At 68.0% G+C, this 23139-nt stretch carries 23 protein-coding genes; 10 read left to right on the top strand and 13 right to left on the bottom strand.

Annotation, left to right across the window (positions count from 1 at the left end):
- Positions 1-3124 (top strand): S8 family serine peptidase (locus VGF12_RS14230; RefSeq protein WP_331176695.1); only part of this gene is annotated, 3124 nt, incomplete at its 5' end.
- A gap of 106 nt (positions 3125-3230) precedes the next feature.
- Here the strand turns inward: VGF12_RS14230 and VGF12_RS14225 are convergent.
- Positions 3231-3629 carry a hypothetical protein gene (locus VGF12_RS14225; protein WP_331176694.1) on the bottom strand — a complete coding sequence of 133 codons (399 nt, stop codon included), beginning with the start codon at positions 3627-3629 and terminating at the stop codon, positions 3231-3233.
- 263 nt (positions 3630-3892) lie between these two features.
- Here VGF12_RS14225 and VGF12_RS14220 point away from each other — a divergent pair, with 263 nt between their 5' ends.
- Positions 3893-4435 (top strand): CAP domain-containing protein, encoded by a 543-nt coding sequence (locus VGF12_RS14220; RefSeq protein WP_331176693.1) that lies wholly within the window; start codon positions 3893-3895, stop codon positions 4433-4435.
- On the opposite strand, the gene VGF12_RS14215 is transcribed toward VGF12_RS14220, so the two are convergent.
- From VGF12_RS14215 to VGF12_RS14190, 6 genes are read right to left on the bottom strand one after another with little or no spacing between them, the layout of a single operon-like run.
- Positions 4407-5081: a response regulator transcription factor gene (locus VGF12_RS14215; protein ID WP_331176692.1), complete on the bottom strand. Its 675-nt coding sequence runs from the start codon at positions 5079-5081 to the stop codon at positions 4407-4409. The genes VGF12_RS14220 and VGF12_RS14215 overlap by 29 nt on opposite strands.
- A complete protein-coding gene (locus tag VGF12_RS14210) occupies positions 5063-6274 on the bottom strand; it encodes a sensor histidine kinase (RefSeq protein WP_331176691.1) in 1212 nt (403 codons plus the stop codon). The genes VGF12_RS14215 and VGF12_RS14210 overlap by 19 nt, the downstream gene beginning before the upstream one ends.
- 55 nt (positions 6275-6329) lie before the next feature.
- Positions 6330-7448 carry a tRNA 2-thiouridine(34) synthase MnmA gene (gene mnmA, locus VGF12_RS14205; RefSeq protein ID WP_331176690.1) on the bottom strand — a complete coding sequence of 373 codons (1119 nt, stop codon included), beginning with the start codon at positions 7446-7448 and terminating at the stop codon, positions 6330-6332.
- Between the two features lie 24 nt (positions 7449-7472).
- Entirely contained in the window at positions 7473-8174 is a 702-nt protein-coding gene (locus VGF12_RS14200; protein WP_331176689.1) for a 2OG-Fe(II) oxygenase, read from the bottom strand.
- Positions 8171-9034, bottom strand: coding sequence for an alpha/beta hydrolase (locus tag VGF12_RS14195; protein ID WP_331176688.1), 864 nt, complete (start codon positions 9032-9034; stop codon positions 8171-8173). Before VGF12_RS14195 ends, VGF12_RS14200 begins: the two co-directional genes overlap by 4 nt.
- A 13-nt stretch (positions 9035-9047) precedes the next feature.
- Positions 9048-9536 carry an NUDIX hydrolase gene (locus VGF12_RS14190; protein WP_331176687.1) on the bottom strand — a complete coding sequence of 163 codons (489 nt, stop codon included), beginning with the start codon at positions 9534-9536 and terminating at the stop codon, positions 9048-9050.
- Between the two features lie 84 nt (positions 9537-9620).
- Between VGF12_RS14190 and VGF12_RS14185 the strand changes: the two genes are divergently transcribed.
- The 7 genes from VGF12_RS14185 (at position 9621) to VGF12_RS14155 (ending at position 16741) form a co-directional block, all read left to right on the top strand.
- Positions 9621-10736: a Re/Si-specific NAD(P)(+) transhydrogenase subunit alpha gene (locus VGF12_RS14185; RefSeq protein WP_331176686.1), complete on the top strand. Its 1116-nt coding sequence runs from the start codon at positions 9621-9623 to the stop codon at positions 10734-10736.
- A 2-nt stretch (positions 10737-10738) separates the two neighbouring features.
- Positions 10739-11059 carry an NAD(P) transhydrogenase subunit alpha gene (locus VGF12_RS14180; protein WP_331176685.1) on the top strand — a complete coding sequence of 107 codons (321 nt, stop codon included), beginning with the start codon at positions 10739-10741 and terminating at the stop codon, positions 11057-11059.
- Positions 11056-12477: an NAD(P)(+) transhydrogenase (Re/Si-specific) subunit beta gene (locus VGF12_RS14175; protein ID WP_331176684.1), complete on the top strand. Its 1422-nt coding sequence runs from the start codon at positions 11056-11058 to the stop codon at positions 12475-12477. Before VGF12_RS14180 ends, VGF12_RS14175 begins: the two co-directional genes overlap by 4 nt.
- A gap of 110 nt (positions 12478-12587) precedes the next feature.
- The gene (locus tag VGF12_RS14170; protein ID WP_331176683.1) at positions 12588-14261 is read left to right on the top strand and encodes a long-chain-fatty-acid--CoA ligase; all 1674 of its coding nucleotides are present in this window, start codon (positions 12588-12590) and stop codon (positions 14259-14261) included.
- A gap of 57 nt (positions 14262-14318) precedes the next feature.
- Positions 14319-14828, top strand: coding sequence for a hypothetical protein (locus tag VGF12_RS14165; protein WP_331176682.1), 510 nt, complete (start codon positions 14319-14321; stop codon positions 14826-14828).
- Positions 14829-14867: 39 nt separating this feature from the next.
- Positions 14868-15584: a 16S rRNA (uracil(1498)-N(3))-methyltransferase gene (locus VGF12_RS14160; RefSeq protein ID WP_331176681.1), complete on the top strand. Its 717-nt coding sequence runs from the start codon at positions 14868-14870 to the stop codon at positions 15582-15584.
- A complete protein-coding gene (locus VGF12_RS14155) occupies positions 15581-16741 on the top strand; it encodes an MFS transporter (protein WP_331176680.1) in 1161 nt (386 codons plus the stop codon). The genes VGF12_RS14160 and VGF12_RS14155 overlap by 4 nt, the downstream gene beginning before the upstream one ends.
- On the opposite strand, the gene VGF12_RS14150 is transcribed toward VGF12_RS14155, so the two are convergent.
- A complete protein-coding gene (locus VGF12_RS14150) occupies positions 16726-17241 on the bottom strand; it encodes a hypothetical protein (protein ID WP_331176679.1) in 516 nt (171 codons plus the stop codon). The two genes, VGF12_RS14155 and VGF12_RS14150, sit on opposite strands and share 16 nt — an antisense overlap.
- On the bottom strand, positions 17228-18508 hold the full coding sequence (locus tag VGF12_RS14145; protein WP_414710090.1) for a THUMP domain-containing class I SAM-dependent RNA methyltransferase: 1281 nt from the start codon (positions 18506-18508) through the stop codon (positions 17228-17230). Before VGF12_RS14145 ends, VGF12_RS14150 begins: the two co-directional genes overlap by 14 nt.
- 60 nt (positions 18509-18568) lie before the next feature.
- Here VGF12_RS14145 and VGF12_RS14140 point away from each other — a divergent pair, with 60 nt between their 5' ends.
- Positions 18569-19435: an alpha/beta hydrolase gene (locus VGF12_RS14140; protein WP_331176678.1), complete on the top strand. Its 867-nt coding sequence runs from the start codon at positions 18569-18571 to the stop codon at positions 19433-19435.
- A 12-nt stretch (positions 19436-19447) separates the two neighbouring features.
- Here VGF12_RS14140 and VGF12_RS14135 read toward each other — a convergent pair whose 3' ends face one another.
- The 4 genes from VGF12_RS14135 to VGF12_RS14120 all read right to left on the bottom strand — a co-directional run.
- On the bottom strand, positions 19448-20950 hold the full coding sequence (locus tag VGF12_RS14135) for an RNA polymerase factor sigma-54 (protein WP_331176677.1): 1503 nt from the start codon (positions 20948-20950) through the stop codon (positions 19448-19450).
- A gap of 17 nt (positions 20951-20967) precedes the next feature.
- Positions 20968-21753 (bottom strand): LPS export ABC transporter ATP-binding protein, encoded by a 786-nt coding sequence (lptB, locus tag VGF12_RS14130; RefSeq protein WP_331176676.1) that lies wholly within the window; start codon positions 21751-21753, stop codon positions 20968-20970.
- Entirely contained in the window at positions 21753-22358 is a 606-nt protein-coding gene (gene lptA, locus VGF12_RS14125; RefSeq protein WP_331176675.1) for a lipopolysaccharide transport periplasmic protein LptA, read from the bottom strand. The genes lptB and lptA overlap by 1 nt, the downstream gene beginning before the upstream one ends.
- Before the next feature lie 404 nt (positions 22359-22762).
- The coding region (locus VGF12_RS14120; RefSeq protein WP_331176674.1) for a DsbA family protein at positions 22763-23139 on the bottom strand (377 nt) is incomplete at its 5' end.

Genomic DNA, 23139 nt, shown 5'->3' with positions numbered 1-23139 from the left:
CGGTTTCGCCACGAGCGCCTTTGCACAGGATCGCAAGACCTACATCGTCCAGCTGAAGGACGAACCCGCGGCTTCCTATCAAGGCACGATCTCGGGCCTTGAAGCCACGCAGCCGGCTCCCGGCCAGTCGTTCAAGTTCGGCAGCGCTGCGGTGCAGGCCTATGTGAACTACCTGGGCCAGCAGCAGAGCAATGTCATCTCCCTCATCGGCAATGCGCCGGTGCTGGCGACGTACAACACCGTGTTCAACGGCTTCGCCGCCAGCCTGACCGAGGCCGAGGCCCGCACGCTGGTCGCGAACTCGCAGGTGGTCGGCATCTGGGAAGACGACGTCCGCAAGCTCGACACCATCTCGACGTCCAAGTTCCTCAAGTTGAGCGAGCCGGGTGGCCTCTGGTCCAAGACGGTCAATGGCACCGCGCTCAAGGGCGAGGGCATGGTCATCGGCGTCATTGACGGCGGCATCTGGCCCGAGAACCCTGCATTCTTCGACCGCGTCGACAGCAATGGCGTGCCGAGCAACAACCCGGCCGACACGCAGGTCTACGGTCCGCCGCCTGCCACCTTCACCGGCGGCTGCGTCGCGGGCGAAGGCATCACGGCCGCGCACTGCAACAACAAGCTGGTCGGCATCAAGCACTATCGTGCCGGCTGGCTGGCCAACAACAACGTCAACCTCTTCCACTGGACCGACTTCGTGTCTGGCCGTGATTCCGTGGGTGGCGCGACCGGCCATGGTGGCCATGGCGACCACACGGCCTCGACGGCTGCCGGCAACTCCAACGTGCCCGTGATCATCAACGGCGCCGTGATCGGCAAGGCCTCCGGCATGGCGCCGCGTGCCCGCGTTGCCGCATACAAGGTCTGCTGGACCAAGATCGACCCGACCGCCACGGACGGCACCGGGACCTCCAACGGCTGCTGGCCTTCTGACTCGCTCGCCGCCATTGACCAGGCCGTGGCCGACGGCGTCAACGTCATCAACTACTCGATCAGCGGCTCGCAGACCTCGGTCAACGACCCCGTCGAGCAGGCGTTCTACCGCGCCGCCCTGGCCGGCGTCTTCGTCGCCGCGTCGGCCGGCAACAGCGGCCCCGGCCAGGCCGTGGCTCACATCAGCCCCTGGCTGACGACGGTCGCTGCCTCTACGCATGACCGCGCGTTCTCTGGCAGTGCGACGCTCGGCAACGGCGCCAACTTCACCGGCGGTTCCACGACGACCACCGGTCTGGGCAACACGCCCATGATCCTGGCCGAGAACGCTGGCGTGGGCGGTGGCAATGCCAGCCTGTGCTTCAGCGCCGCACCGCCTGCTGGCCAGGTGCTGCTGGACCCGGCCAAGGTGGCCGGCAAGCTGGTCGTCTGCACCCGTGGCACCAACGCTCGGGTGGACAAGGGCCAGGCGGTCAAGGACGCGGGCGGCCTGGGCATGATCCTGGCCAACTCGGCGGCCGGACAGACCATCGATGCCGACTTCCAGCCGGTGCCGACCCTGCAGGTCGACAACGTCAGCGGTGCGTCCGTCAAGGCCTACGTCAATGGCACGGCCAGCCCGACGGGCTCCATCGGCATCGCGGTGATGGGCACCAAGCCGGCGCCCATCATGGCCAGCTTCTCGTCGCGCGGCCCCAATGCCGGCGATGCCAACCTGCTGAAGCCTGACGTCGCCGCCCCCGGCGTGGACATCATTGCTCAGATGACGCCTGCGCTGGACCAGAACCAGCGCGACCAGGTGGCCGCAGGCACCCTGGTGCCGCCGCCGGCGTGGGACACCCTGAACGGCACGTCCATGGCCAGCCCGCACGTGGCCGGCGTGGCCTTGCTGCTCAAGCAGGCCAACCCGACCTGGGGTCCGGGCGCCATCAAGTCGGCGCTGATGACCTCCGCGTTCTCGACGCTGGACGACGGCCTGACCGGCGCCCAGAACGGCCTGCTGCCCTGGGCCCAGGGTGCCGGTCACATCGATCCGCAGAAGGCCAACGACCCGGGCCTGGTCTACAACGCCGGCAAGAACGACTGGGTCAAGTACCAGTGCAAGGTCAACCGGGCTGCGGTGTCGCCGGCCAGCGACTGCACCACCATCGGCACGCTGGACGAGACCTACAACCTGAACCTGCCGTCCATCACGGTGGGCGCAGTGACGGGCGCCACCATCATCGCCCGCAGCGTCACCAATGTGGGCACGTCGGCGGCAACCTATGCCGCTGCGGCCACGCCGCCGGCTGGTTTCACGATGACGGTGTCGCCGTCCACGTTGACCCTGGCGCCCGGTGAAACCAAGTCCTTCAACGTCACCCTCGCCGCAGCAGGTGCGGCCGAAGGCGTCTGGCAGTTCGGCCAGCTGGTCTGGAGCGATGGCGTGCACAGCGTGCGCGCCCCGGTCCAGGCCCGTGCCGGCAAGGCGATTTCGGCGCCGGCCGAGTTCACCGACACCAAGACGTCGGGCACCAAGCTGTTCACCGTGCGCACCGGCTTCACGGGCCGCATGACGGCGTCCAAGGGCGGCCTGAAGGACGTGACGATGAGCCCGGAAGCGTCGCTGACGCCTCTGGCCACCTCATCTGCGACCTTGGCCAGCCGCTGCTACAGCAGCACCAACTACGCCTCGATCGCCAAGTACAACTTCACCGTGCCGGCAGGTGCCATCGTGGCGCGCTGGGCCCTGCGTCAGGCCGACGTGGGCAGTCCTTTGGATGACAACGATCTGGTGGTTGTCAACATGAACGCCGCCACGTACACGTACTCGGGCAATGATGGCTCGAACGAAGCGGTGCAGCTCATCGCGCCGGCCGCCGCCACCTACCGTGCGTGCGTGCTGGCTTACGGTGGACCCGCTCCGATGAGGCACAAGCTGTCCAGCTGGATCGTGATGCCGGGCGATGCGGGCGGCCTGAACGCCGTCGTGCCATCCACGGTGTATGCCGGCAGCACGGCGACGGTGGGTCTGGCCTGGTCGGGTCTGGCCACGGGCAAGCGCACCGTCGGTGGTACGCACTGGCTGGACGCGTCCGGCAAGGTGCAGGCGACCACGGTGCTGCGTGTCTCCACCGATGGCGCGCTGCCGGTGCAGAACGAGCCCATCCCGGTGGCCAGCAAGCTGGTGGACGAAGGCGTGGCCCAGTAAGCCGCGCCAGCCGCTGCAGGGCCTGGCCCTGCTCGAGGCCACATGCCGCGAGGCATGTGGCCTTTCTATTCAAGCGTGCTTGCTAGCGGGGACCTTCGGGCATGAGCTAGCGGGCACCGCCATGCCGGGTCGTCAGTTCGCAGCGGGCCGCCACGCAGGCGGCGCCCGGGTCGACGACCATGGCGCAGTTCGACGCCATGCCGCTGGCCTCGATCTCGCGTCGATGTGCTTCGGCCTGGCGCCGTGCCAGCTCGGCCAGGCGCTGTGCGTCGGTGCCTTGCGTCGACCAGGCTGCATAGCCGGCCGGTCCCCCGCAGGCCTTGGCGCCCACTGCGATGGTGCGACATTGCGAGTCGTCGCTGCAGGTCGCCGGGCCGATGAGGGTGCGCAGCTCCCGTCCCAGCCGCACGGACTCGGCCTCGGCCGGTGGCGCAGGGGGCGTCTGGGCGCAACTGGCGAGGGTGCTCAATGCGAGCAAGGGGGCGAGCAGTCGTTGCGGTTTCATGCCTCCATGGTGCGACGTGAAGGCGTGCTTTGCAACAACTAGGATGGGGCCATGATGTGTCGTGACGCCCGGGACCGAAATGCCCCCGCGGGAGGAGATCTGTTCCTGGCCCGCTGCGTGCCAGCGGGTGAGAGCCCCGTCACGGTCGGCGTCGTTGAGCCTGCGTGATGCTGCGGACCGACAGACTCCCGGCAAGCCGTGTGCGGGAAATCCGTGAGCACGGTTTGAAAGGGGCGCACGCTCTGAACCGGGTCACCGGGCCAGTGAGTAAGCGAGGTCTGGTCAGGCACACCCTGCTGACCCTCTCGCTCGGTCTTGCTGGTCTGACGCCTGCCGCTGGCCAGGAGGGCTGCCAGCCGGTCGCGGAGTCGGTGCTGGCCGCGCTGAACGCGCTGCGCGCGCAGCCGCAAGCCTGCGGAGAACGCGTCTGGCCCTCCGTGGCGGCCCTGAAGGCCAGTCCGGTGCTGGCGCAATCAGCTCGCCGCTACGCGCTGGACCTCGCGGCCCGAGACCGCATCGACCATCTGGGCGCTGCCAGCGGCTCGCTGCGCACCCGGCTGCGTGAGGCCGGCTACGTGATGCGCGTGGCTGGCGAGAACCTGGCCGGCGGCCCCGAGACGCTGGGCGATGTCATCGCCGAATGGCTGGCCAGCCCGGCCCATTGCGAGAACCTGATGCTCGCCGACTTCCAGGAGTTCGGCCTGGCCTGCGTGAACGGGCCGGGGCGATTCCAGCGCTACTGGGTGCTGCACCTGGCCGCACCCGCGTCGGGCAGGCCTAGATCCAGCCCAGATCGATCGCCCTGAGCACTGCCTGCGTGCGGTCGCGGACGCCCATCTTGGAGAAGATGGCCGAGCAGTGGTTCTTGATGACGCCCTCGCTGTTGCCCAGCAGGCCGGCAATCTCGGTGTTGCTGCGGCCGCTGGCGACCAGTCGCAGCACCTGCAGCTCCTTCGGGCTCAGCGGGTCGGGATGGTCGGCCGCCGTGAAGGCGCGCTCACCACCGCGGGTCTCCATGCGCGTCGTTAGCGAGGGGCGAAGCGCCGTGCCGCCAGCGTGAACATCTCGGAGCGCCTGGGCCAGTGTTTCGGGGCTGATGGCCTTGAGCAGGAAGCCGCGGGCGCCAGCTCGCACGGCCTCGTCGAACGCAGCGGTGTCGTCGAACGTGGTCAGCAGGATGACTGGCAGGCGCAGCGCCCGCGCGGCCAGCGCACGGATCAGACCGATGCCGTCCAGGCGCGGCATGCGCATGTCGGAGAGGATGACGTCAGGCATGTCATCGCCCCCTTCGTCGGCGGCCGTGGTGGCCAGCCACTCCAGCGCCTCGGCGCCGTCGCTGGCCTCGCCCACGACCTTCAGCTCGTCGTGCAGCGCGAGCAGGCCTTTGAGGCCTTCGCGCACCAGTTGCTGGTCCTCCACCAGCAGGATCTTGATCACACCCATCGCGGACATCTCAGCTCGATTCGAAATCCCGGGCTGGTGCGCGTCACGCGCATCTGCCCGCCCAGTTCGGCCATGCGCTCGGCCATGCCCGAGAGGCCGTTGCCGGCACGGCCTTCGTGCCAGTTCGGCGCACCCCGCCCATCATCGTCGATGCTGATCGCGATCTCATCCCCCCGACCGCGGAGTTCAACCTGGACGCGACGCGCGCCGGCATGGCGCACGCTGTTGGTCACGCCTTCCTGCACGCAGCGCAGCAGCGCATGCGCCGCGCGGGGGCCGAGGTCGCGGGCGGCCTCGTCCAGTGTCAGCTCGATGCGCGTGCTCGCGATGCCCTCGGCCAGGGCCTGTAGCGCGGCGGAAAGATCGATTCGCTGCGAGCTGCGCTGCTGCGACACCGCCGCGCGCACATCGGCCAGCAGCTGGGCGGCGACACCCTCGGCACGGCCCAGGGCCTGGGCCGCAGCGCCGCGGTCCTCGCGTGCCAGCAGCGCGCCGCCGAGCTGCAGCTGCAGATTCAGCGCCGTGAGGTGATGGCCCATCAGGTCGTGCAGCTCGCGGGCGATCTGCATGCGCTCGTTGTAGCGCATCTGCTCGGCCAGCAACTGCTCGCCGGCCATCTGCTCGGCCAGCACGGCCTGCAGCCAGCGGCGCTTCTCGGCCTCAGCGGCCGCCATGCGCCCGAGACCGAAGGCCAGGCCGTGCAGGGCCAGCATGGCGCTCAGCATGCCGAACTGATCCAGCCAGGCGGTCGTGGAGGCATAGACGTAGATGCCAGTGTTCAACAGCACCTGGGCCGCGGCGAAGCCCAGGGCCAGGCGTGCCGGCAGCACGACGGCGGCCAGCGCCGTGACGAGAAAGGGCAGGCCCGGCGTCACGCCGAAGGCCAGCAGGTCCACGAGCAGCAGCCCGGCCAGGCGCTGGTTGACCGGGACGGCGGTCTGCCCCTGGCGCGCGAGCCGGAAGATCAGCGCGACGAAGGCCAGCAGCAGTCCTACGCAGACGAGCACCAGGCCGCGGTCGCTGACGTTGCCGCCGAGCTGACGCCAGACCCAGGCGGCGAGACCGTCATAGGGCTCGGTGCGTACGCCCAGCAGGGCCGAGCCGGCGCTGACCAGCTCCATCGCGCAGAACACCAGCGCTGCCAGGCGCAGCACGACGCCGGGCTCGGCCAGGCGTGCCAGCAGCCGATCGAGCTTGGTCATGCCGGGCCTGCAGACCCCGCCGGGGGGCGCGCAAGGCGCGGGCCGGGGTGGCGTGTCACGCGAGGGCCGCCGCGATGACGCCGCCGCCCAGGCAGACGTCGCCGTCGTAGACCACGGCGCTCTGGCCTGGCGTGACGGCCCATTGCGGGTCAGTGAAGCGCAGGCTCAGGTGACCCGCCGCATCGAAGCCGACGCTGCAGGGCGCGTCCGCTTGGCGGTAGCGCGTCTTTGCCGCGGCGGCGCCGACGGCCGGCGCGCGGCCGGCGATCCAGCTCAGGTCGTCGGCGACGAGGGCAGGGCTCAACAGCAGCGGATGGTCGTGGCCCTGCACGACGATCAGCGTGTTGTTCGGAATGTCCTTGGCGGCGACGAACCAGGGCTCGTGCTCGCCACCGCCGCGCGGTGCGCCCTTTTCCTTCACGCCGCCGATGCCGAGGCCCTGGCGCTGGCCCAGCGTGTAGAAGCTCAGGCCCACGTGTTGGCCCAGCTTGCGGCCGCGCTCGTCCTTGATGGGGCCGGGCTGGTGCGAAAGGTATTTGTTCAGGAACTCGCGGAACGGCCGCTCGCCGATGAAGCAGATGCCGGTCGAGTCCTTCTTCTTCGCGTTGGGCAGTCCGATCTCGGCCGCGATACGCCGCACCTCGGTCTTGGGCAGATGGCCCACGGGAAACATCGCCTTGCTCATCTGCTCCTGCGTCAGCCGATGCAGGAAATAGCTCTGGTCCTTCAGGGGGTCCAGGCCTTTCAGCAGTTGGAACGCGCCGTCGACCTCGCGCACGCGGGCGTAATGGCCGGTGGCGATCTTCTCGGCGCCCAGGCGCATCGCGTGGTCCAGGAATGCCTTGAACTTGATCTCGGCATTGCACAGCACGTCGGGGTTGGGTGTGCGGCCAGCCTGGTACTCGCGCAGGAAGCTCTCGAAGACGCGGTCCTTGTACTCGGCCGCGAAGTTCACATGCTCGATCTCGATGCCCAACACGTCGGCCACGGACGCGGCATCCAGGAAGTCCTGGCGCGTCGAGCAGTACTCGTCGTCGTCGTCGTCTTCCCAGTTCTTCATGAAGATGCCGATCACCTCATGGCCCTGTTCCTTCAGCAGGTGGGCGGTCACGGCCGAGTCCACGCCGCCGGACAGGCCGACGACGACTCGATTCTTTTTTCCGGCGGAACTCATGGCTCCGATTGTCCCAAACAGGCTTCAGCCCTGCTTAAACAGGTTCTCGGCGCGCTGGTACAGCACCCAGGACGTCGCGATGTATTTGTCGCCGCCCCTGGGCCGATTGCCTCGGTGGGTGTGCGTGAACCCGCCCGGCGCGATCAGCAGTGAGCCTGCGCGGGGCACGATCTTGCGGCCCTGGTAGAGGAACTCGGTCTCACCCTCGGTGAAACCGTCGTTCAGGTAGATCGTCCACAGCACCGCACGGTGCAGCGCCTCTCCCTGGTCGAGCTTGGGGTATTGCTCGCAGTGCCAGTACGGGTAGCCGCCCTGGTCGGCGGCGTAGCGCTGTAGGTTGATCGCGCCAGGACGGAAGACCTTGGCGACCAGCCCCATCAGCGGCGCGTCGCCCAGCGCCGCGACGGCATCGGCATCGAGCGGGACCATGTGGCCGTCCGGTGCTTGCATCTGCAGTTTCAGCGGCGCCAGCGCCAGATGGGCGTAGCGGCGCAGGTACTGCTTGAAGCCGGCGATGACGGCGTGGTTGAGCTGTTCGCAGGCGTCGGCCCATTCCGGGTGTCGGCTGATCGCGATGTCCCAGCTGTCCTTCATCGACACATCCACGCCGCTGCCCGTCTCCCCGCGCTGCACACGCGTGCTGGCCTGAAAGCGGGCGATCAGCGCACGGCAGGCCTCGGGGCTCAGCGACTGGTCGTAGACCTCGATGAAGTCGGGCGCCATCATGGCCGCGATGCGCCGGCTGCGGGCGTTACAGGCTTGAGGAGCTGGCGCAATGCCAGCAGCGCGGCCGGGTGGTAGATCGTCGCGTGGGATTCCTGCGGCATGGGCTGGTAGTGCCAGATGCTGCCGGGCGCCAGTTCGCGCTGCAGCATGGTGACGAAGGCCTGGGCCGGCGCGACCAAGCTGGGCTCGGAGCTGGTGGCCAGGAAGAGCAGGGGTGCCATGCCCTTGCGCTGTCGCAGCGCGGTCTGGGTGGCGGGCGTCAGCCCGGCGTTGTTCCACCACAGGCTGGGATCGAAGGCGATGTAGGTGCTGAAGAGGCTCGGCTCCAGGGCCCAGGTTTCCACGGTGAAGAGTCCGGCGAGCGATTCGCCCATGAGGACGCGCTCGTCCGTCACGCGGTAGCGCGCGGCAATGGCGGGCAGCAGCTCGTCGCGGATGAAGGCGCGGAAGGCCGCTGAGCCGCCGACGAGCGGTGCGATCTTGCGGTCACTGTCCTGCTCGGTCGGCCCGGTCAGGTCGCGGCGGCGCTGGGTGTTCTCAATGCCGACCAGCAGGACCGGCCGCACCGTGCCATTGGCGACGCCGACCTGCAGCAGTCCGGCGACATGCAGGAAGTCCTCCGCCAGGCCACCGTCAGGCATGACCAGCACCGGCCGGCGCGTGCCCGGTTCCTCGCCGTAGGCCGGCGGTGCGTAGACGTTGATGCGCCGTGTCTCGGCCAGTGCGCGGGACTCCAGCATCAGCGTGTCGCCGATCACCAGTGGCTGTCGAGGGCCGCTGAACCCGGCGGCCGAGGCGAGGGGGGCAAGGGCGATCAGCAGGGTGACTGCGATGGCACCGCGCAAGAGTGAGAAGAGCATGGATGGTCCGGTGTCAGCGCTTGACCCAGGGCTGGGTCAGCGAGGAATGGGTAAAGACAGTATCCAGCGGCAGGCGCCGCCCGCCCGCGTGGTCGCGCACGCATTGCAGCACCAGCGGGCTGCGATGACGATCGGTGCAGGCGGCCAGCTCCGCCTCGCTCATCCAAAGCGTGCGGCGTATGCCCTCGTCGAGACTGCGGCCGGCGATCTCTTCGCCGACAGTGCCGCTGAAGGCCAGGCGCAGGTAGGTGACGTCGTCCGAGCGCGCCGGACGCACGAAGCGGGCCAGATAGACGCCCAGGAGAGCCTCGGGCACGAAGTGACGCGCCGTCTCCTCCAGCGCTTCGCGCACGACGGCCTCGACGGGGCTCTCACCCTGCTCCAGGTGGCCGGCCGGGTTGTTCAACATCAGGCCTTCGGGGGTCTCCTCCTCGACCAGCAGGTAGCGGCCTGCGTGCTCGATGACGGCGGCGACGGTGACGCTGGGACGGAACCTCTTCATCAAGACTTCCTCTCGAATTCCCGAAGTGGGCGGACGCGGGCATTGTGTAAGCTGCCGCGCACCCCTGCCCCGCAAGGAGAACCCATGCAGATCGGCGTCCCGCGCGAACGCGCGGCCGGAGAGACACGTGTGGCCGTCACGCCCGAGACGGCCAAGAAACTAAAGGCCCAAGGCCATACGCTGCGCATCGAGGCGGGTGCCGGTGTCACGGCCAGCGTGACAGATGCGGCCTACGAGGCCGTGGGCTGCGAGATCGTCGACCAAGCCACTGCGCTGGGCAGCGAGCTGGTGCTGAAGGTGCGTGCGCCCGGTGCCGACGAGCTGGCGCTCATGAAGACGGGCACGGCCCTGGTGGGCATGCTCAACCCCTTCGACCGCGATGGCCTGCAGGCCATCGCCGCGGCCGGGCTGACCGCCTTCGCACTCGAGGCTGCACCGCGCACGACGCGCGCGCAGAGCATGGACGTGCTGTCCAGCCAGGCCAACATCGCCGGCTACAAGGCCGTCATGATTGCGGCCGACAAGTACCAGCGCTTCTTCCCCATGCTGATGACGGCGGCCGGCACCGTGAAGGCGGCGCGTGTGGTCATCCTGGGGGTGGGGGTCGCAGGCCTGCAGGCCATCGCGACGGCCAAGCGGCTGGGCGCCGTCATCGAGGCCAGCGATGTGCGGCCCTCTGTGAAGGAGCAGGTCGAGTCGCTGGGCGGCAAGTTCATCGACGTGCCCTACGAGACGTCCGAGGAGAAGGAAGCGGCCGAAGGCGTGGGCGGCTATGCGCGGCCCATGCCGCAGAGCTGGCTGGACCGGCAGAAGGTCGAGGTGGCCAAGCGCGTGGCCCAGGCCGACGTGGTCATCACGACGGCGCTGATCCCGGGCCGCGCCGCGCCGGTGCTGGTCACCGAGGAGATGGTCAAGTCCATGAAGCCGGGCTCGGTCATCGTCGACATCGCGGCTCCGGCCGGTGGCAACTGCCCCCTGACCGAAGCCGGCAAGACGGTGACCAAGCACGGCGTCGTCATCGTGGGCGAGACCAACCTGCCGGCGCTGGTGGGAGCCGATGCCTCGGCGCTCTACGCGCGCAACGTACTGGACTTCCTCAAGCTCGTCATCACCAAGGAAGGTACGTTCAGCGTGCCGCTGGATGACGACATCGTCGCGGCCTGCCGCGTCACGCAAGACGGCCAAGTCACGAGGGGCTGAGCATGGAAATCGTCGACCACACCATCATCAATCTCATCATCTTCGTCCTGGCCATCTACGTGGGATACCACGTTGTCTGGACGGTGACGCCCGCGCTGCATACGCCGCTGATGGCCGTCACCAACGCGATCTCTGCCATCGTCATCGTTGGCGCCATGCTGGCTGCTGCGCTCACCGAGACGCCCTTCGCCAAGGGCATGGGTGTGCTGGCCGTGGCGCTGGCGGCGGTCAACATCTTCGGCGGCTTCCTCGTCACGCGGCGCATGCTGGAGATGTTCAAGAAGAAAGAGAAGAAGGCGGCCACGTCGGAGGGCAAGCAATGAGCCTCAATCTCGTCACGTTGCTCTATCTCATCGCCAGCGTCTGCTTCATCCAGGCGCTCAAGGGCCTGTCGCATCCGACGACCTCCATTCGCGGCAACGTCTTCGGCATGGTCGGCATGACCATTGCCGCGTTCACGACGGCGGCACTCATCGTCAAGATCGCCGGCTCTGCCGAAGGCCTGGCCTGGGTGCTGCTGGGCCTGGTCGTCGGCGGCGGCTTCGGAGCCTGGAAGGCCAAGACGGTCGAGATGACCAAGATGCCCGAGCTGGTGGCCTTCTTCCACAGCATGATCGGCTTGGCGGCTGTCGCCATTGCGGTGGCCGCGATCTATGAACCCTGGGCCTTCCAGATCACGGCCAAGGGTGGCGCGATCCCCGGCGGCAACCGCATTGAGCTGGCGCTGGGCGCCTTCATCGGCGCGGTCACCTTCACCGGCTCCGTCATCGCCTGGGGCAAGCTGTCGGGCAAGAGCAAGTTCCGCCTGTTCCAGGGTGCGCCTGTGCAGTTCGCCGGCCAGCACTGGGTCAATCTGGCCCTGGGCTTGGCGGCGATCTTCTTCGTCTTCGGCTTCTGGCACAGCCAGAGCGAGATGGACTTCTGGCTGGTCGTGGCGCTGGGATTCGTGCTCGGCGTGACGCTGATCATCCCCATCGGCGGCGCGGACATGCCGGTCGTCGTGTCCATGCTGAACAGCTACTCGGGCTGGGCCGCAGCGGGCATCGGTTTCTCGCTGAACAACAGCATGCTGATCATCTCCGGATCGCTGGTGGGCAGCTCGGGCGCGATCCTGAGCTACATCATGTGCAAGGCGATGAACCGTTCGTTCTTCAACGTCATCCTGGGCGGCTTCGGCGGCGAAGCCAGCGGCCCGGCGACGGGAGCGGCACAGCAGCGCAACGTGAAGAGCGGCAGCGCCGACGATGCGGCCTTCGTGATGGGCAATGCCGAGACCGTCATCATCGTGCCGGGCTACGGCCTGGCGGTGGCGCGCGCGCAGCATGCCGTGAAGGAGCTGGCCGCCAAGCTCACTGAGAAAGGCGTGACGGTGAAGTACGCCATTCATCCCGTCGCCGGCCGCATGCCCGGCCACATGAACGTGCTGCTGGCCGAGGCCGAGGTGCCCTACGACCAGGTCTTCGAGATGGAGGACATCAACGCCGAGTTCGCGCAGGCCGACGTGGCCATCATCCTCGGTGCCAATGACGTCGTGAACCCGGCGGCGCATGTGAAGGGCAGCCCCATCTACGGCATGCCGATCCTGGAGGCGCACAAGGCCAAGACCGTCATCGTCAACAAGCGCTCCATGGCGGCGGGCTATGCGGGCCTGGACAACGAGCTGTTCTACATGGACAAGACCATGATGGTGTTCGGCGATGCGAAGAAGGTCGTGGAGGACATGCTCAAGGCCGTGGAATGACGCACCATCTGCTCTAGGCATGCCCCTCTAGGGAGCGCTATCGAATCCCCTGATCGGTGGGTTGTCAGCCTTCGGTCAGAATCGGCGCCAATCAAGAAGGAGACATGGCCATGGAGCCGATCTGGCTGAAGCATTACCCCGCCGCCGTGCCGCGCGACATCAACCTGTCGCTCTATCCCAGCCTGGTCGACCTGCTGGATACCTCGTTCAAGAAGAACGCCACCAAGCCGGCCTATCTGATGATGGGCAAGAGCGTCAGCTTTGCGCAGGTCGATGATGCCTCGCGCGCCTTCGCCGCCTACCTGCAGGGCCTGGGCCTGGAGAAGGGCGACCGCGTCGCCATCATGATGCCCAATCTGTTCCAGTACCCGGTGGTGGTGGCTGGCGTGCTGCGGGCGGGCCTGGTGGTCGTCAACGTGAACCCGCTGTACACCCCGCGCGAACTGGAGCACCAGCTCAAGGATTCGGGTGCCAAGGCCATCGTCATCATCGAGAACTTCGCTTCGGTGCTGCAGCAGGTCATCCGCAGCGTGCCCACCAAGCATGTCATCCTGGCCGCGATGGGCGACATGCTTGGCCTCAAGGGGCTGCTCGTCAACTACGTCGTGCGCAAAGTGAAGAAGATGGTGCCGGCCTTCGAGCTGCCGGGTGCCGTCAAGTTCAACGACGCGCTGTCCAAGGGCCGCAGCCAGGCCTACAAGCCGCCGAAACTGGGCCCGGAAGACATCGCTGTGCTGCAGTACACCGGCGGCACCACCGGCGTGTCCAAAGGCGCCGTGCTGCTGCACCGCAACCTGGTCGCCAACATCCTGCAGAGCGAGGCCTGGTACCAGCCCGCGCTCAAGAAGGTGCCCGCGGGTGAGCAGGTTGTCACCATCTGCGCGCTGCCGCTGTATCACATCTTCGGCTTCAACACGAACATGATGCTCTCCATGCACATGGGCGGCGCCAACGTGCTGATTCCCAATCCGCGCGACCTGCCGGCCGTGTTCAAGGAGCTGCAGGGCCACCGATTCCACAGCTTTCCGGCGGTCAACACCCTCTTCATGGCCATGGCCAACCATCCGGACTTCGGCACGGTGGACTGGAGTCGCCTGGTTATCTCGGTCGGTGGCGGCATGGCCGTCCAGCAGGCCACCGCCAAGCTCTGGCTGGAGAAGACCGGCTGCCCCATCGTCGAGGGCTACGGCCTGTCCGAGACCTCGCCGTCGGCCACCTGCAACCCGACCGACAGCACGGCCTACAGCGGCACCATCGGCCTGCCCATGCCGCTGACCGAACTGCAACTGCTGGACGATGACGGCAACGAGCTGCCGGTTGGCGGCCCGCCCGGCGAAATCGCGATCCGCGGTCCGCAGGTCATGGCCGGCTACTGGCAGCGCCCGGACGAGACAGCCAAGGTCATGACGGCCGACGGGTACTTCCGTACGGGCGACATCGGCACCGTCGACGAACGGGGTTACTTCAAGATCGTCGACCGCAAGAAGGACATGATCCTGGTCAGCGGTTTCAACGTGTACCCGAACGAGGTCGAGGACGTGCTGACGCAAATGCCGGGCGTGCTGGAATGCGCTGCCGTCGGTGTGCCCGATGCCAAGGCCGGGGAGGCCGTGAAGGTCGTCATCGTGAAGAAAGACCCGAATCTCACCGAGGCGGACGTGCGCGCCTATTGCGAAGCCAACCTGACCGGCTACAAACGCCCCAAGATCATCGAATTCCGTACCGATCTGCCCAAGACGCCGGTCGGCAAGATCCTGCGCAGGGAGTTGCGGGATAAGAGCTGAATGCCTTTTCCCATGATCCGCGGGCGGTGATGCCGCCCGTGTGCGAGGCCCGACAACGTGTTCGACCTGTTGCACTCCAAGACTGATGCCGGCCGCGCTGAGATACGGGCGCGGGCTCTGCCGCTGTCGCGAACGGCGCGCAATCTGCTGCTCGTGCTCGATGCCAGCAAGACGGCGGGCGAATGGCTGCGCCTGGTGGCCGGTGCCACCGAGGCCGACCTCGAGACCCTGCATCAGCATGGGCTGATTGCCCCCCAGGGCGCCGGGGGGCAGCCCCTCACGCCGCAGCCGGCGCGCGCACCCACGGTTGCAGCGCCAACAGCAGCAGCGCCGGCCGTTGCCGGCAGTGCACCGCTGCTGGACCGTGCCGCCCTCTACACCTACCTGAGCGGCGAAGCCACCAAGCTGCTGGGGCCGTTCAAGGGCTATGCGTTCGCGCTGGAGGTGGAGCGCGCCGACAGCCTGGCGGCCCTGCAGGCGCTGGCGCTGCAGCTCGTCGAGCGCGTTCAGAAGGCCAAGGGTGAGGGGGCGGCGGCGGCCGTGCGCGACGCGCTCGGTCTGCGCTGATCTGGGACACTGGCGGGCCGCCCGCCACCGTTCACCGCCTTGCCCCGCTTCTTCGTCGAAACCCCGCTCGCCGCCGCAGGCGAGATCCCATTGCCCGCCGGTGCCGCCCGCCACGTGCAGGTGTTGCGCCTGCAACCCGGCGATGCGCTGACGCTGTTCGACGGTAGCGGCCCGGAATGGGAGGCTGAAGTCACGGCCATGGGCCGTAGCGAAGTGAAGGTTCGCCTGCTGACGGCCCGGCATCCGCAGCGGGAGCTGGCCCGCGCCGTGACGCTGGCCGTCGTCATGCCGGCCAATGACCGCATGGACTTCCTCGTTGAGAAGGCCACCGAGTTGGGGGCCACGGCGCTGCAGCCGCTGGTGGCCGAGCGTTCTGTGCTGCGCCTTGCCGGCGAGCGTGCCGACAAGAAGCGCGCCCACTGGCAGGGCGTGGCCATCGCAGCGGCCGAGCAGAGCGGTCGCACGGTGCCCACGCGCATCGAGTCTGTCATGCCCCTGGCGGCCTGGCTCGCGGCGCTGCCGCAGGCCGGCGCCGATGAATGGCGTGGCCTGCTGAGCCCTCGTGCCGCCATGCCGCTCGCAACCTTCCCGCAAGAGCGCGCGCTCTTTCTCAGCGGCCCGGAGGGCGGCCTGAGTGATGCCGAAGAAGACGCTGCGCGAGCGCGTGGCTTCGCGGCCATCACGCTCGGCCCGCGCATCCTGCGCGCCGACACGGCGCCGCTGGCCGTGCTGTCCTGGCTCTCCCTGACGGCATGAACAGGAAGCTCGCACTGCTCGTCCTGGCCCAGGGACTCTTCCTCACCAACAACATCTGCTTCATGGCCATCAACGGCCTCGTGGGGCTGGCGCTGGCGCCGCGACCGTGGATGGCCACCCTGCCGATCTGCGCTTACGTGGCAGGCGGCGCGCTGATGGCTCGCTGGGTCGGTCGCCACCAACTGCACTTCGGGCGGCGGCGGGCCTTCCAGATCGGTCTGGTCGTGGCCATGGCCAGCTGCGCCATCTCGCTGTGGAGCGTGCTGCACCAGCAGTTCTGGGGCGTCGTCGGCGCAACGTTGATCGCCGGCTACTACAACGCCAATGCGGCTCTTTACCGCTTTGCGGCGACGGAGCTGGTGGCGCCCGAGAAGCGCGAGTCCGCCATCTCCTGGGTGCTGGCCGGCGGCTGCCTGGGCGCGGTACTGGGTCCCTGGCTGGCCGGCGCCAGCAAGAACCTGCTCGTGACGCCCTTCGCCGGTGCCTATTTGCTGCTGATCGCCGTCGCGCTGGCCGGGCTGCTGCTGATCTCGCTGATCGACTTTCCCCCACTGGTCCAGCCCGCGCCCGGCGCGGGCGGCCGCGCCAGCGCCGAGCTGCTGCGCCAGCCGATCTTCATGGTGGCGCTGGCCGCGAGCGCGCTGGGTTACGGCGTCATGAACCTGCTGATGGCCGCCACGCCCATCGCCATGGGCCAGTGCGGTCTGCCCTTCGCCGACGCCGGCATGGTGCTGCAATGGCACGTGCTGGGCATGTTTGTGCCCAGCTTTTTCACCGGGCCGCTGATCAAGCGCGTGGGCGTGTTGCCCGTGATGGCGGTGGGGGTGGCGCTCAACCTGGGCTGCGTCGCCTTCGCGTTGTCTGGCCAGGACCTGGACCACTTTCTCGGCGCGCTGCTGCTGCTGGGCGTCGGCTGGAATTTCCTCTACATCGGTGGCACCACGTTGTTCACCCAGGCCTACCGCCCCGAGGAGAAGACCCGCGCGCAGGGCCTGCTGGACACCGGCGTCTACGCGACGATGACGCTGACCTCGTTCTCCTCCGGCGCCCTCGTCACGACCGGCGGCTGGCAGTGGATGAACTGGGCCAGCCTCGGGCCCATCGCGCTGTGCGCTCTCGCCCTGGCCGGGCTTGCGCTGTATCAGCGCCGGTCGTGAAGGAGGTATTCGGCGGCCATCTGCTGGCCGACCAGCTCTGGCTTGAGTCGCGGCAGCGCGTTCAGGCCCAGGTCGCGTTGCGTGACGAACGGCACCGAGCCGATGCGCAGGCCGACGATGGCACCGCCTTCGCCCAGCGTGGGCAGCAGCGGGTAGACGCGCAGGCGCATCACCAACGTGTCGTGCTCATCGGCGAAGATGGCCGTCTCTGCCAGCGTGGCGCAGCGCAATCGGTCGGCCTCTCGCAACAGTGCCACGCCGGCCGCCTCGGGATCGATCTGCACGCTGGACGCCGTCATCGGCACGACGCGCCGGTCCAAGCCGTCGAGAGCGTTGGCCACGGCCGTGTTGAAGCGCTGGTTGAGCTGGTCCCAATCCGGTCCGCCCTGCTGCGGCGGGTTGCGACCCTGGCCGAAGACCAGCGTGCAGGGCTCGGCCGCCTGGGCCCCGGCGACCAGCAACGCCAGCGCCGTGGCGCCCAAAAGCTCACGCAGGCGCATCGCCCTCGCCGACTTTGCGCGCCGAGCCTTTGACGAGGTCGAAGCGGAACAGCCGGCACTCGATGGGGCCGTTCCACATCGGCACGCGGCGCGATTCCTTCAGCCGCATCTTGCTGGGCAGTTTCATGTCGGGGCTGAGCATCCAGGCCGTCCAGCCGGCGGGGTTCGCGGTGTACTGGCGCTTCCAGTGCGCAGCCAGCCGCGGAAAGAAGTCGTCGCCCGCGTCCCGCTCTTCAGAGCCACCCGCATCGCGCGTCATCGCCGCCTTGCCGCGCACCTCGATGCGCTCGCCATAGGGCGGGTTCATGATGATGCTGCCGGGCATGCCATCGGGCAGGGTCGGGGCCGGCCGTTCCAGCGCGTCACCGCCGTTGAACTGGATGTACTGGGCCACACCTGCGCGCTCGGCGTTGCGGCGCGCGAAGTCGACCATGCGGAAGGCTACGTCGCTCGCGTAGATGGGCACGGCAGGCGGGTGGATGCGTGCGCGCGCGGCCTGCGCCATCTCACCCCACACAGCCTTCATCGCCCCCGTGGAGAAGGGCAGTTGGTGTTCGAAGGCAAAGCGGCGCTGGAGGCCGGGCGCCGAGTCGCAGGCGATCAGCGCGGCTTCGATGGGGATGGTGCCCGAGCCGCAGCAGGGGTCGTGCAGGGCGCCGCCCTGCTCGTTCGTGCCGCGCCAGCCCGCAGCGGCCAGCATCGCTGCGGCCAGCGTCTCTTTCAGCGGCGCATCGCCCTTGTCGATGCGCCATCCGCGCTTGAAGAGGGGCTCGCCCGACGTGTCGACGTAGAGGGCGGCGCGCTCGGGGCCGACGTGCAGAACCACGGGCAGGTCGGGCCGCTGCGTGTCCACGCTGGGGCGTTCGCCGGTGTGCTCGCGCAGCTGGTCGCAGATGGCATCCTTGATGCGCAGGGCGGCGAAATTCAGACTCTTCAGCGGCGAACGCTGGGCCGTCGTGTCGATGCGCAGCGTGTGCTTGGGCGTCAGCCAGTCGCGCCAGTCGACACGGCGGGCCAGCGCGTAGAGGTCATCCTCGTGGCGGTACGGGCCCTCGATGATCTCGACCAGCACGCGCTGCGCGAGCCGGCTTTCGAGGTTGATGCGCATGACGTCCTCGGCCGTGCCCAGCAGGCCGCAGCCGCCGCGCAGGGCTTCCACCTTGCTGCGCACGCCGGGCGGCAGGAAGCGTTTCAGCTCCTCCTCCAGCAGCGGCTCGACGCCGGCGGGGCAAGGGACGAAGAGGTACAACTTGTTGGGCAGGCTCACTCGCGCATTGTCTCCGCTCCTAAACTGACAGCGTTGCCATCAACTGGGGTGCCATCCACCATGAAGCGAATCGTCCTGAGTCTGGCCCTGCTGTTCACCGTCTGGCAGGTGAGCGCGGAGAGTCCGCCGGCCTACCCGCCGCATACGCTTGCGAACACCCAGCTGCGCGCCCTGCCCAAGAACACCGATGGCCGCACCTATCAGCTGCACGTCCACTTGCCGGGCTCGTTTGCCAAGGAGCCCGGGCGGCGCTACCCGGTGCTCTACGTGACTGACGGCTACTGGGATTTCGCGACCATCGTCAGTTCGTACAACAACCTGCACTACGACAAGGTCGTGCCGGAGTTCATCGTCATCGGCCTGGGCTATGTCGGCGACAACCTCGACTACGGCGAGTTGCGCGGCTGGGAGCTGTCGCCGGTGCGCCTGAACCCGCTGTCCACCGGTACCGGCCATGCCGACAAGTTCCTCAACGCGCTGGAAAAGGAGATCTTTCCGCTGGTGGAGCGCGACTACCGCGCCGACCCGGCCCAGCGCTACCTGGCCGGCAGCTCGTTGGGCGGCCTGTTCGCTCTGCATGCGATGTATGCCCGGCCCGAGCTCTTCAAGGGCTACATTGCCGCCAGCCCTGCGGTCGTCGTCGGCAACGACTGGATCATTGGCCGGGCCAAGGCCTATGCCGCCACAGGCAAGGCCATCAAGGCCAGGCTCTACGTGACCGGGGCGGAGAGCGAATGGCCCGCCTTCCTGGCGGGCATCAAGCGCTACCAGGCGCTGCTGCCGGAACTCAACCACCCGGGGCTGGTCTGGCAGAACCGCAGCATCGACGGCGAGCGGCATGCTGGCACCAAGGCGGAGAGCTACACGCGCGGTATGCGCTTCGTGTTCGAGCCGCTGGCACCGGAGACGGGGCCATCCCGGGACTGATCGGGCAGCGGGCTACAGCGCCTTGCGCAGGTTCGCGGGCGCGATTTTCATCGCCTCGCGGTATTTGGCCACCGTGCGCCGCGCGCACTGGATGCCCTGCTCCTCCAGCATCGCCGCGAGTGCGCTGTCGGACAGGGGCTTTTTTGTGTCCTCGGCGGCGACGAACTGCTTGATCAGCGCGCGCACGGCCGTGCTGGAGGCCTCACCGCCGGCTTCCGTCGACAGTCCCGAGCCGAAGAAGTACTTCAGCTCGAAGGTGCCCCAACTGGTGGCCATGTACTTGGCCGTGGTCACGCGCGAGATGGTGGACTCGTGCAGGCTCAGCTCGTCGGCGATCTCGCGCAGCACCAGCGGCTTCATGGCCAGCTCGCCGTGTGTGAAGAAGCCGCGCTGGCGCTCCACGATGGCCTGGCTGACGCGCAGGATGGTGTCGAAGCGCTGCTGGATGTTCTTGATGAACCAGCGCGCCTCCTGCAGCTGCCCGCCCAGCGGCGAGTTGCTGATGCCGCCACGCGTGGCACGTAGCGCGTTGGCGTAGAGCTCGTTGATGCGCAGCTTGGGGGCGACCTCCGGGTTGAGCATGACGCGGAACTCGCGGCCCACCTTGCGCACGATGACATCGGGCACGATGGCCGCGGCGGCGCCCTGCGCAAAGCGGCGGCCTGGCTTGGGCTCGAGCCGGGTGATCAGCACCTGGGCCTCGCGCAGCAAGGCCTCGTCGGCGCCGGTCTCCATCATGAGCCGGCGCATGTCGCGCTTGGCGAGCAGCTCCAGATGGCTCTTGCAGATCAGGATGGCGATGACTTGCGCGGCGCTCCTGGGCTGCGCGCGCAGTTGCAACACCAGGCATTCCGACAGGTTGCATGCGGCGATACCAGCCGGCTCCAGGCTCTGCAGCAGGCGGTGCGCGATGCGCAGCCGGTCCAGCAACTCCTCACGGTCTTCTTCGTTCTCGGCCAGGGCCGCGGCGATCTCCTCAAGCGTGTCCTCGAGGTAGCCGTCCTCGTTCAGCGACTCGATGAGAACCTGGACGACGGCGCGGTCTTCCGCCGACAGGTGGTGGCCGGCAAGCTGTTGGGCGAGGTGCTGGGCCAGCGTCAGCTCGGCGGATTCCTGGCTCTCACGCTCGCCATCTTCATCGCTGCTGCCGCTGCCTGCGCTGGACGGCAGCTCGCGGATGCCGTCGAAGTCGTCGCGCTCGGTGCCGTTCTCCCAGTCCTCACGTTCGGTGCTGCCGAAGTCCTCGCCACTCAGCTCCGGCGCCTCGGCCGTGGACTCTGCCTCGCCATCCCCGCCGGTCTCGCTGCCGCTGTTCTCGGCCGGCGCGTTCGCGGCCAGCTCGGGTGTGCTGACCGTGAACTCCTCTTCGGTCTCGAGCAGGGGATTGCTGGCCAGCATCTGCTCGACTTCCTGGTGGAGCTCGAGCGTGGAGAGCTGCAGCAGGCGGATGGACTGCTGCAGCTGCGGCGTCAGCGCGAGGTGCTGACTCAGGCGGACCTGGAGCGTCTGTTTCATCGCGCCGCCTCTCGGGCCTACATGCGGAAATGTTCGCCGAGATAGACCTTGCGCACGTCGGCGTTGGCCACGATCTCGTCGGGCGTGCCTTCGGCCAGCACGGCGCCCTCGCTGATGATGTAGGCGCGGTCGCAGATGCCCAGGGTCTCACGGACGTTGTGGTCCGTGATCAGCACGCCGATGCCGCGCGCTTTCAGGAAACTGATGATGCGCTGGATCTCCAACACAGCGATGGGATCAACGCCGGCGAAGGGCTCGTCCAGCAGGATAAAGCGCGGCTGTGTGGCCAGCGCGCGGGCGATCTCGACGCGGCGGCGCTCGCCACCCGACAGCGCCGGCGCGGGGCTGTCGCGCAGGCCCTCAATGGAGAGGTCGTGCAGAAGGCCATTCAGCAGTTCGTCGATGCGGGCCTTGGCCAGCGGCTTGCCGCGGTCGTCCTGCTGCAGCTCCAGCACGGCACGGATGTTTTGCTCGACGGTGAGCTTGCGGAAGATGGAGGCTTCCTGCGGCAGATAGGACAGACCCAGGCGAGCTCGCGAATGGATGGGCAGTCGCTGCACTTCGGCACCGTCGATGCGGATGATGCCGGCGTCCGAACGCACCAACCCGACGATCATGTAGAAGCTGGTCGTCTTGCCGGCCCCATTGGGGCCGAGCAGGCCTACCACCTCGCCGCAGTCCACGCGTACATGGACGTTCTTGACGACCTTGCGCACGCCATAGGTCTTGGCGAGGCCTTCGGCCTCGAGCCGGCTGCCGCAGGCTGGCGTTGTCTCCGAGGGGCTCGCGAGCGTATCGGCCATCACGAGGGCTTGCCCGGCTGCAGCGTCGTCGACGGCTTCAGCGGCAGCGGCGCCGCCGGGGCGGAGGCGGCGTCGTCGCCGGGCTGCACGCGCGGCATCATGACGATGCGGGTGCGGCCATTGGGGTTCGGCGAAGCCGTGCCGCCTTCCAGCGTGAAGACCTCGGTGCGGCTGTTGTAGACGATGACGGCGCCGGTCACCTCTTCGGCCACGGCGGTGCCGCGCAGGCGGCGCACGGTGGCGTTGCCGATGAAGCGCACGGTCTCGGTGCGGGTGTCGTACTCGAGCTGGTTGGCGACGCCATCGATGGCTTCGCCCGGGATGTCTCGGGCCTGGCGGAAGCTGACCGGTTGGCCGCTTGCGCCGCTGGCGAAGGCCTGGTGGTAGCCGTCACGCGTCTCGCGTACATCCACTTTCTCGGCGCGCAACAGCAGGCTGCCCTTCGTGATGATGACGTTGCCCAGCAATTCGGTGCGTTGGTTGACGGCGTCCACCAAGCCCGTCTTGTCCGACGAAAACACGAAGGGCTTCAGCCGATCAGCCTTCTCCGCCTGAGCGGCGGAAAAGGCGAGCACGAGAGCGAGCGGAATGAGCAGGCGATGCATGGCGGCACGGAAGTTGCAGGCCATTCTAGGGGCCTGCTGCCGTCGACAGGCTTTCCGGAGCGGCAAGGCCTCAGGAAGTTTTTCCGCGGCGTACCCGCTTGACAAGGAAGTCCGCCGCGACCAGCGCTTGCTGGCCTTGCCCCGCCTCGCCTGCGACGACCATCGCGGGCATGGTGGCCGCGCCGCAGACCATCGGCTGGCAGGTGGCGCTCCCTGGCCCCGATCAGAGCTTCAAGCGGGCAAAGGACACTGCGTCGACGCAAAACTCGACGACTTTCATCCTGGCGCGTCAGGCATGACCTGGCGCACGCGCGTGTCGTGCTTGCCTTCGACGAGGACACCTTGCGCCGACGCAGCAGGGCGGCGGCCTGCTGCAATCAGTGCGGCGGTCGTGTCGCGGCGCTTCAGGCCTTGCTGCGCACGCGCTGGATCAGGAAGTCGGTGATCTGCAGCGCCTTCTGGCCCAGCTCATGCTCGGGCAAGCGCTGGCTGGCGCCTGCGCCAGCATGGCCGGGCGAGGTCAGGAAGCGGCCGCCGATGCCAATGCAGGGCACGCCATCGATCCGGTAGGCCTCGGACAGCTTCTCGGCCTGCTGGCATTTGGTGACCACGCCGAAGGAGTTGTAGGCCTCCTGGTACTTGACGGGGTCGATGCCCAGCGGGGAAAGGAACTTGGCCTGGCTCTTGGCGTCGTCCAGCGCCAGGCCCTGCTGATGCATTGCAGCGAAGATGGCCGGGCGGACCTGCGCTTCCTTGCCCAGGGCCTCCAGCGCGTAGAACA

Origin of the sequence: Roseateles sp. (assembly GCF_036404855.1) — a bacterium.
In the GTDB taxonomy this organism is placed as follows: domain Bacteria; phylum Pseudomonadota; class Gammaproteobacteria; order Burkholderiales; family Burkholderiaceae_C; genus Pelomonas.
This window is presented reverse-complemented; position numbering and strand designations above follow the sequence as displayed.